Genomic DNA, 9425 nt, shown 5'->3' on the forward strand with positions numbered 1-9425 from the left:
GTGGTCCCTCTCAGCTTAGAAATATCTACTTTTGGGACAGCCTCATCAGTTGTATATAGGTATCTAATATATTAATTAATATATTACTTTGTTCTTGGAGGTGTGAATATGTCAAAGCGGGGCTCTCGAATGGAACAACTTCAGAAGAATTATATTAAGAAGGGCAGAGGATTCGGAAGTGGAGCAGACTACCAACCATTTATACAAGCCCATGATAATAAGATCGCTTCTGAAGGCTGGATTACCCGTCATAAGGGCTGGAAGACTGGAAGGACACATCATACGCTCTCAGAACATGAACGCAAATATTTGTATTATTGTGAGTGGCTCGACGGAGTAGTGGATATTAGAGAGCAGTGGCCGTTATTACCTATTGAAAAAACAATCGAAATTGCAAAAAAGTTAGGTATTGAACATGCTAATCTTGATGGCACTCCAGTAATTATGACCACTGATTTTAGGCTTACATTGTCATCTTCAAAATGCGATCTAGACGTTATTCGAACAATCAAGCCTACAAATAAATTAGATAAAAGAACGCTTGAATTATTTGAAATCGAGCGTTTGTATTTCGCAGAAGAGGGGATTGACTGGTGCATAGTTACTGAGGAAAAAATCCCTGATATTCTTGTCAAAAACGTTGAATGGATGGCGAGTGCAAAATACTTACAGACTAGACAGGGTATCAATGAAGAATTGTTATTTTTGGTTTCTGAGCCTCTCTTTCAAATGTTTAGCAATGACGCTGGAGAAACCTCGATAGCCAATTTATGTCTTCGTGCTGACAAACTATTCGGCTTGCAAACAGGCACCTCAATGTTTGTTCTTCAACACAATCTTGCAAATAAGAGATGGGGGACGGAAATTGAGAAAAATATTATTAAAGAGGGAAGGCCACTGATCATATCAGATCTGACTGGAACGCAACATTCGAGTCGCTTTGCATAATGAAGGGAGTGAGGGTTTCGTGGGCATTGTTGTTAACTCTGTGATTGAAAGATTAACCGAAGACTATGAAACGGAAGACCTCTTGCGAGTTTTGTGGATTGATGGGGAGCTGGAAAATCTAGTATTGATGAGTATTAAGGATATTAAAAAGAAAAGAATGCCTATTATTATCAACTATGCTGTTCTATTAGAAGAGATAGCAGAGGGGAAAAGCAGGATTATCGAGTTCGATGAGGATATAGAACTTTTATCGCCTGATGAAGATTACTTGGAAAAGTATCGAGAAAATCGAAATCGTCGTTGGGAACTTATAAAAGAAATCGCGCAAAGAGAACCTGATATTTATTTATCCAAAAGTAGAGGGCAGCTTCTAAGGGAAACATACCTGGTGACAGGAAAACCGGTTAAAGTAATAAAGGATTACTTACTAAAATATTGGTTCCATGGAAAGTCTATTAATGGCTTATTGGATAATTACCTGTTTTGTGGAGGGCCTGGAAAAGGGCGAGTATACAAGCAAAAGCCAGGTCCTTATTCGAAGAATAGGTATATTGTCACTGAGACTGATATTGAGATCTTCAAATCTTCAATACGTTTATTTCATATACGACAAGGAATGAATATTTTAACGACATATGAAAGAATGTGCGAGACTTTCTATAAACGTGGGTATTACAGAAAATATGGTGTGCGAGTACCAATTATAGATCCCGACCGGTCGCCTAGCTTACGTCAGTTTCGTTACTGGTACACAAACAACACCTCTGCATTTGGCCGTGAAGAGAATAAACGAGGAAAGCGAAGAGCAACGATGAATGTTCGTCCGCTAGTTGGTAATGCATCAGAGAGAGCGCACTGTGTAGGGGCAGTTTATGAAGTTGATGCAACGAAGTCTGATATCATACTGGTTTCCTTCGACCGTAAGACTATATTAGGAAAGCCAACTTTATATGTGGTAATAGATGTTTTTAGTAGGCTTATCGTGGGGTATCATGTCAGTTTGGCATCTGAATCTTGGTTCGAAGCTATGGTAGCTGTGAATCATGCAGCAACTAATAAAGTTGAATTTTGTGCTCGCTACGGTATTCTGATTAAAGAAGAAGAGTGGCCCTGCCAGGCTCTGCCTCAGAGTCTAGTTGGGGACAGAGGAGAACTTAAGGCCCAAATGTCAGAAAGGTTTGTAAACCTGAATGTAGACGTTTTAAATGCACCTTCCTACCGTGGAGATTTAAAACCTTACGTAGAATCTCATTTCCACATTACGAATGAAACGATCAGACAATTATTAACTGGATCTACGGAGGCAAAACAAATGGTCAGAGGAGATTATGATCCTGCACGTGAATCTGCATGGACAATAGAAGAGTTTAACCGATTCTTGATCATATATTTCTTAACCTACAATAAAAGTGCACTGAGTAGAAATTATATTCCTACTAAAGAGATGTTTGCTGAGCAGATAGAGTTGACTCCTCTAAAAGTCTGGAATTGGGATAAGGGGAGAAGATTACTCCATGAAAAAACAAGGGATGAACTTCGACATAATTTGTTGCCCCGTGGAATTGGCAAGGTAACTCGATTTGGTATCCGATATAAAAATTTATTCTATACCTCTCAGTTGGGGCTTGATGAAGGATGGTTTGAAGGAAACGGTTTAGGGATAGAAGGGATGCGCGAAGTAGAAATCAGCTATGATCCGAGAAACTGCAGCAGTATTTTTATCAAGCGTGGAAAAAAGCTTGTAACATGTTTACTTACCGGTAGATCAAAGGAATTTGAAGGCCTCCACTTTGATGAGGTTGATAAATTATTTGAATATCGTGACATGCAGATTAAGGAGCAAGAGAAGAATGAAAAGCAACACAAAGCAGAACTTCATGCATTTACAGGTGAACTTGATAAATTGGCCACAAAGGTTACAAAAGGAGCAACTCAAGATACTAGCCTTTTTTCCAGAAAACAAAATATGCGTGAAACACGTGCAACTGATAGTAAAGTTTGGGGATCGATATCTGCAATAACCCACGTGGAAGGTTCAAGAATTGCAGATGGACTTTCGTCAACAAACGCGGAGGTTATACCTTTTCCTGATAAGGAATCAGAAGTGGAAAGAGTGACCCTTGCAGATGGCAATATAGATATCCAAATGCTATTTTCGAGAAAAAGTAAAGAAAGGAGGAGGAAAGATGAGCCAACTAAATGAAGGCGGCTTTTCAGGCTTTAATGGTTTACATGTAACAGCAGTATATAAAGAGCAAGTGAATCCTAGAAATCGTGGAAATCCCTTTATTGAAGCACTTCCAGAACGTGAGGGAATTGAGTCTTTTATTGATTCACTTACTTCAGAACCTCCTAGAAGTCCAGAATTTAATCAGTTGCCTGTAGAGGATAGACTTGAACTTGTGCAGCAGATTAGGTCCGATTTTTGGGTCCCATTCCCGTCACATTATGATAAGTATAGGAACTTATACTCGATGATAAAGTTGGGATACCAATCACGTAATCCGCTTCAAGCGATGTATAATCGGCAGTTTGCGATCGGGATAGATAATATCTTTAAGGCAGGGGTGGATGATGACGGAAGGAACTTAGCTGGTAATATTCATACATCACAGAGTTTAGTGGAGATCGCTATTAATGGTTTTGGTAAATCACAAATATATGAGCGGATACTAAATCGGCTCTTTCCAAAGGTTATCCATCATAGTCAATATCATGGAAGAACTCTTCCAACAACCCAACTGGTTTGGTTAAAAGTCGAGTGCCCATATAATAAGTCTGTGGGGACATTTGTTAAAAGCTTTTATGCAGAGGTAGATAGGGCCTTGGGTACAGCTATTTATGATAAGTGGGGCGAAAAGCCAGGCACCATTGACAAACAAGTCATGCGGATGATTCAAGTAGCAGCACAGGTCAATCTAGGAGTACTAATTATCGACGAAATCCAAAAAATTCAGAAGGCGTATTCATGCGGGGAGGAGAATTTGATTGATTTTATTACCCAACTTGTCAACACGCTAGGTATTCCAACAATACTAATTGGTTCATATAAAGCTTTGTATCTATTCAAGGATTCATTGGCAAATACTCGCAGAGGCATTCCGAATGGGTTCGCTGAGAATATATCAGGTCATATGTTAGCAGATAGTTGGGAATGGGAGCACTTTATAGAAAACCTATGGGATCATCAGTATACTCGATCTTTTACAGAACTTTCGTCTAAATTAATAGAGGCGATGTACCTTTATTCTATGGGTATTCCTGATTTTGCAGTAAAATTATTTATGCATGTCCAATCAAAGGCAATAGTACAGGGTGGTCCTGAAAAAATTACGGTAAGCCTAATTAGTGAAGTAGCAGCAACTAGTTTAGGCCTAGTGCAGCCGATTTTTTAAAGATCCGTTCAGGAGATTACTCGGCGTATAAAGAATTAGACGAGGTAAAGCCTGATTGGGCGCCACTAAATGGCTATATTAAGGATGTGTCTCATCGAATAAGTATTCACGGTAGTGTTGCTGAAGATCATGCACGGATTCTCCAGAAAAAGAAGAAGGACGAAATTTTAAAGCAATTAATTGACTTTGCAATGCAATTCGGCCGATCATCATTGGTGACAGAAGCCATTGTGAACCAGGTCTATGATGCAAGTGAGGGCATAGAAGATATTTCACTAATGTATGCACAAATCGCTAAGTTGCTTTTAGAAAAAGAAGATTCCCAAACGAAGAATAAAAGTGTGAGTCCTAATCGGCTCCCCCAAAAAACAAAACTATCCCCAATTTCCCCCACGAAATCCACAGATGATATCCGTTATGTCGTAGCTGAGGGTCATAAAAAGGAACTTACCACGGAAGAAGCTCTTGAGCAAAAAGGATATATTCGGGAAGTAGATGAACTGCTCAACTTTATCTCCTAAACGAGGTGGAACGCGTGAATCGTCTAATATTTTTCCCTGTGCCCCTACCAGATGAAGACTTTAGAAGTCTTATTTTTCGCTACCATATTCGTTCTGGTAATAGTGAGATAATTCAAAGTAAAAATGATTTATTCGGTGTTCGTTCTTACAAACACACCTTATTCCCTAAACGTTTACAATTCCTACTCGATAGATTGCCGCTAGGGCATACTTTTACACTAAATCAGTTCATATACGATCATACGTGGTATGGGTTATATCAGGCATTCTTCACAATAGAACGGCATATGGCAATGCTTAATGTGATTAAAAGTGCCTCCGCCAATCAAAGAAATGCCACTGGCCAGCCAACGGTCTCCTCTGAAGGGGTTATCTCAACAGAGATTAAATATTGTCCTCAATGTGTACACAATGACTTTGAACAATTTGGTGAGATCTACCTTCACCGAGAGCATCAGGTATCATTTTTGGAGTGCTGTCCTTCCCATAGCGTTCGTTTGGTTTCTAGATGCCCTATATGTGAAAGTCGGTACGGATCGAATGAGTCGGGTCAGTTGCTACGAGAACCATTTTGTAAAAATGGACATGGTTTGTCTGTGGAGAAGTTGGAAATAAATGAAACGAAAAAATATCTTCAGACCGTAATGATGAATGATTTGCTTTATGTTCGTGATCACTATAAGGACCTCTCAGCTCAAGAAATCAGAATAAAGTTTTATGAACAGTTGTTCGCCAATGGTTATATAACTTTAACTGGTGTCATTCAAAAAAAACGGTTATTATTTGATTTCGAGAAATGGTTCACCGAGCAGGAGAACAAAATTTTCAATTGCAATTTCTTAAGAAGTATTTATTTTAAAAACTCACTGTTAAGAACAGACTCTATGACTCAATTCATGGGGTTTTACTTATTGCTTGCTGCATTTTTGAGCGGTTCATTAAAAACTCTATTGTTAAGTCGGGAGTCGTATGCATTGCCTATCCCTTTCGGTAGTGGCCCGTGGTCATGCTATAATCCTATGTGCTTATACAAAGATATCCCTAAAATAAGTAAATGTACACGAAGCGTTATTAACGGGCAAACCGGTGTGTTTTCGATTCGTTATTTCTGCCCACGTTGTGGTCGACAAAATATAATTCAAGGATCTTACTCCGGTGTTATATCTTCTTGGACTAAGAGCAGTACTGAGGTGGAGGGCTCATCAATACCTAGTGAAATTGCTCTAGCTTATGAACAGATTGCAGCTGGTACTGATATAACAACTACTAATTTGAAACGGCGCGCGAAAATGGAAAATATACTAGCCAATAATGTTTTCCATAGTCGCTCAGAAATAAGAAACATAGACCAATCACTATATCGTTGGTTAATGCGTAATGATAAAGAATGGTTAGAACAAGTCTTACCGGTTAGGATTCCAAGAGATAAGGTAAAACTTGATTTTAAAGCAATGGATAAGCACTTAGTGCTCAAGATTAGAACGGCAGCAGCTAGGATAGACCCTGAATACAGGCTTCCCATTAAAAGAGGAACAATAATTAATCTTTTGGATCCATCTGATGGAAATCGATTCCGACATTATCATCATCAACTCCCATTATCTGTGAAGGAGATAGATAAGACAGTAGAGGATACCAAAGCTTTTTTGATTCGGAGTATTTCAAGACATTATTCAAAAATCAGAAATCGCGGAACTGCTGTAATGACGGTGAATGAGTTTAAAAGTATGGCGTCGGTCTCTTATCATTTGCATGGGGATAAAGAGGTGGACAATCATATACGTATGTTCTTGCAAAAGAAAGGAGCTTTAATTGATACATGAATAGACTATGATCATTCATAGTAGGGAAGAATATTAAAGGAGGTGATTCCTTTGATATTCTTCCCTACTATTTTTCCAGATGAGCTACTCTACAGTGCGTTTGCTCGATACCATCGGAATTCTGGAAATGAAAGCATTAGACAAACCATGAAAGAGCTTTTTGATAACTCCTCGACGTGTTCCTCAGTATGGTTCCCTTCCCAGTTAGATCATCTTACTCGTCAGATTCCAGGTCAAAGATATTCCTCAGATGAATTAATTCAAAAACATACGCTGATTCCTTACTTTACCCCTTTCATCCCACCTATGAGAGCTGAAAGATTAGTGGAGACTATGAAATTCAGTACGTGCTCGCCTGCAAATATGATACTTGGTCGTGCAGCGTTATCCGTAAAGCCTAAACAAAAGCTGATGTATTGTACCGGATGTGTCAGTGAAGATAGGGCGAAATACGGGGAGGCATATTGGCATCGCTGCCACCAACTAGAAGGGGTCTATCTCTGCCCCATGCATGGAGAACTGCTTTGGCAATCAAATATTTCTCATCAAATGCAGAAGAATCGGTTTCAGTATATTACGTTGGAGAAGGCGCTTGTTGATAACGGCGAGTTAATTTCTACTGAATTCTTGGGCGGTGAATTCTCTCGAAATATTGCTACGCAATCTTTATCATTATTGGAAAAACAATTCCCCTCAGAGGGCCTTCATAGTATAAACCGGTATTATGTTTCTCGATTACGTAGTGAAGGCTATGTGTGTAATGCAAGCAGCAGAATTAGATGGGATAGATTAATCCAAGGTTTTAATTCTTTTTATGGTGAAAAATTGTTGGCAACTATAAATGGGGTGATAAGTGAAAGCGATAGTTGGCTGCATAAGTTGCTACGGAAGCCTAGAGTGTCGTGCCATCCACTTCGACATATTTTATTACTTGGTTTCTTGGGAGAAAGCGTTGAAGGGATGATGAATAGCTTATCTAGAGGGACAATGACAACATTTGAACCTTTTGGGCATGGCCCCTGGCCATGTCTTAATAAAGCAGCAAGCCACTATAAACAACCAATGATTGGGTCAGTAAAGATCACCAGGGGGTCAAAAACGGGTAAACCGGTTGGTACATTTAAGTGTAACTGTGGTTTCGTTTACTCACGGACAGGACCGGACGATAAGGAGAGTGACCGATACCAGATTGGGAGGGTTAAAGAATTTGGTATTGTGTGGAAAAACAGACTTGTTGAGCTGTCTAGTCAGCAGTTATCTTTGAGGAAAAAGGCAGATATGTTAGGATGTGATCCGCAAACGGTATTAAATTACCAAGAATGAATAGGTTCAAGGGGGGGGCTGCTAAATAAAAAAGAGTGACACAAAGAACCGAGGGTGTACAGTTTAAATTGCTGATGTAATTATTAATTCAGCATGACAGAGCCAAACGCAGTCTGTATTTTTTTCCTGAAAAGAGCTGCTCTCTAGAATCCTTGGCCAGGTACACTTTACTCCTTGTGAAAATTTTTATAGCACCATAATCTATTCTCTGAAATAGTAAGTAGTGAGAATTTATACTAACAAAGGAGATGAAATTGAGCCTTTATTTCTTCGAGGTTAACTATATAAATTTTCATATTGGAGGAATTTAAATTAATATTTATCAGTCAATAGCAGATGGGTTAATAAAAGCTATTGTTGGAATTATTGGTATTGCAATTCTTAGTGCCGTTGCTTCTTCGCTAAAGTTATTTTCTGAAGAAGAAAAGCAGTACTTACCCAGCTTTAATCGGGGATTTAGAAATGTAGTATTATGGTTTTTGTTTACTACAGCGGCGCTTTCTTATTTTCTATTGGCTTTCAGTGTCACTATAGAGGGGACATCCTCAAGAATAACAAAAGTAATAATCTTCCTGTTTCTAAATAAAGTTACACCTTGGATTGCTTTGGTATTAATTATTGGGTTAACAGTAACAATCTGTTGGCAACGCGCAAAGTTTTTTATTAGGTCTCTAATTCATAAAGATAGAGTAGGCGGTAGGCAAAGACTCGCATATATCTTGTTTACCATAAGCATGCTTTATGCTGTTTTAATTTCAGGGTATGCGATGCTTTTTATTCAGATAGTAATGGCAGAAATAAACAAGGATTTTGCTTTCGGGTTGCATGAATCCAGAGAAGTCATATTTTATCTATATAAAGTCAATAGACTAATATATCATGTAATTTTATTTGTTATCAGTGCAGGCTATTCTTTATTGTTACTACTCATGAGGGCTTTTTACCGAGCAATTTACTTTGAAAAAGTTTCAATTAATATCACCTTGAAAAGTGGCCAAATGTTAGAGGGGAAGTATATAATTAATCATAATTTGGACAATGGCATATTAATTGCCGACTCATTTAAAAGAAGTGATCGAAGCAAGATGCTTATTCCAAAAGCAAACATTGAAACAATTACATTTAATCGAGTAGATTATTCATTTGGGGAAAAAAGAACGAAATCGAAGCTCGATTATAAAGAAATCGAAATGAAGAACGAATTTGATCAATTAGTAAAACAGTGGCGAAAAGATCAAATTCATAAACACTCTAATTTTTAGGGTGTTTTTTATTTGGATGTTTTACTGCATTTTTAGGAAGAGGTGAAAAAATAATCAGACCAATCAAGGTATCGGTGAAATCTTAAGAGGTGAAGAGGAGCGGATTTCACTAGGTCATGTCTGAAAACTATTCATTGAGTTAATTTGAAGATG

At 38.4% G+C, this 9425-nt stretch carries 7 protein-coding genes; all 7 read left to right on the plus strand.

The features are described 5' to 3' along the window. Window positions 1-129 precede the first annotated feature (129 nt). The 7 genes from F4V43_RS19230 (at window position 130) to F4V43_RS19255 (ending at window position 9272) form a co-directional block, all read left to right on the plus strand. On the plus strand, window positions 130-948 hold the full coding sequence (locus F4V43_RS19230; protein WP_223879972.1) for a TnsA endonuclease N-terminal domain-containing protein: 819 nt from the start codon (window positions 130-132) through the stop codon (window positions 946-948). Window positions 949-967: 19 nt separating this feature from the next. After that, window positions 968-3151 carry a Mu transposase C-terminal domain-containing protein gene (locus F4V43_RS19235; RefSeq protein WP_150459883.1) on the plus strand — a complete coding sequence of 728 codons (2184 nt, stop codon included), beginning with the start codon at window positions 968-970 and terminating at the stop codon, window positions 3149-3151. Then, the gene (locus F4V43_RS19240; RefSeq protein ID WP_223879973.1) at window positions 3135-4343 is read left to right on the plus strand and encodes an AAA family ATPase; all 1209 of its coding nucleotides are present in this window, start codon (window positions 3135-3137) and stop codon (window positions 4341-4343) included. Before F4V43_RS19235 ends, F4V43_RS19240 begins: the two co-directional genes overlap by 17 nt. An 86-nt stretch (window positions 4344-4429) precedes the next feature. After that, window positions 4430-4864, plus strand: a complete 435-nt coding sequence (locus F4V43_RS19935; protein ID WP_223879974.1) for a hypothetical protein — start codon at window positions 4430-4432, stop codon at window positions 4862-4864. Window positions 4865-4878: 14 nt separating this feature from the next. Beyond that, entirely contained in the window at window positions 4879-6687 is a 1809-nt protein-coding gene (locus F4V43_RS19245) for a TnsD family Tn7-like transposition protein (RefSeq protein ID WP_191089654.1), read from the plus strand. Between the two features lie 51 nt (window positions 6688-6738). Continuing rightward, window positions 6739-8010, plus strand: coding sequence for a TnsD family Tn7-like transposition protein (locus F4V43_RS19250; RefSeq protein WP_150459885.1), 1272 nt, complete (start codon window positions 6739-6741; stop codon window positions 8008-8010). Between the two features lie 479 nt (window positions 8011-8489). Further along, window positions 8490-9272: a hypothetical protein gene (locus F4V43_RS19255; protein ID WP_150459886.1), complete on the plus strand. Its 783-nt coding sequence runs from the start codon at window positions 8490-8492 to the stop codon at window positions 9270-9272. Window positions 9273-9425 lie beyond the last annotated feature (153 nt).

It is taken from the genome of Paenibacillus spiritus (genome assembly GCF_008710135.1).
In the GTDB taxonomy this organism is placed as follows: Bacteria; Bacillota; Bacilli; order Paenibacillales; family Paenibacillaceae; genus Paenibacillus_AQ; species Paenibacillus_AQ glufosinatiresistens.

Coding starts and splice junctions, on each gene's coding strand:
- F4V43_RS19230 (WP_223879972.1), top strand. CDS start 130: ATGGAACAACTTCAGAAGAATTATATTAAGAAGGGCAGAGGATTCGGA.
- F4V43_RS19240 (WP_223879973.1), top strand. CDS start 3,135: ATGAGCCAACTAAATGAAGGCGGCTTTTCAGGCTTTAATGGTTTACAT.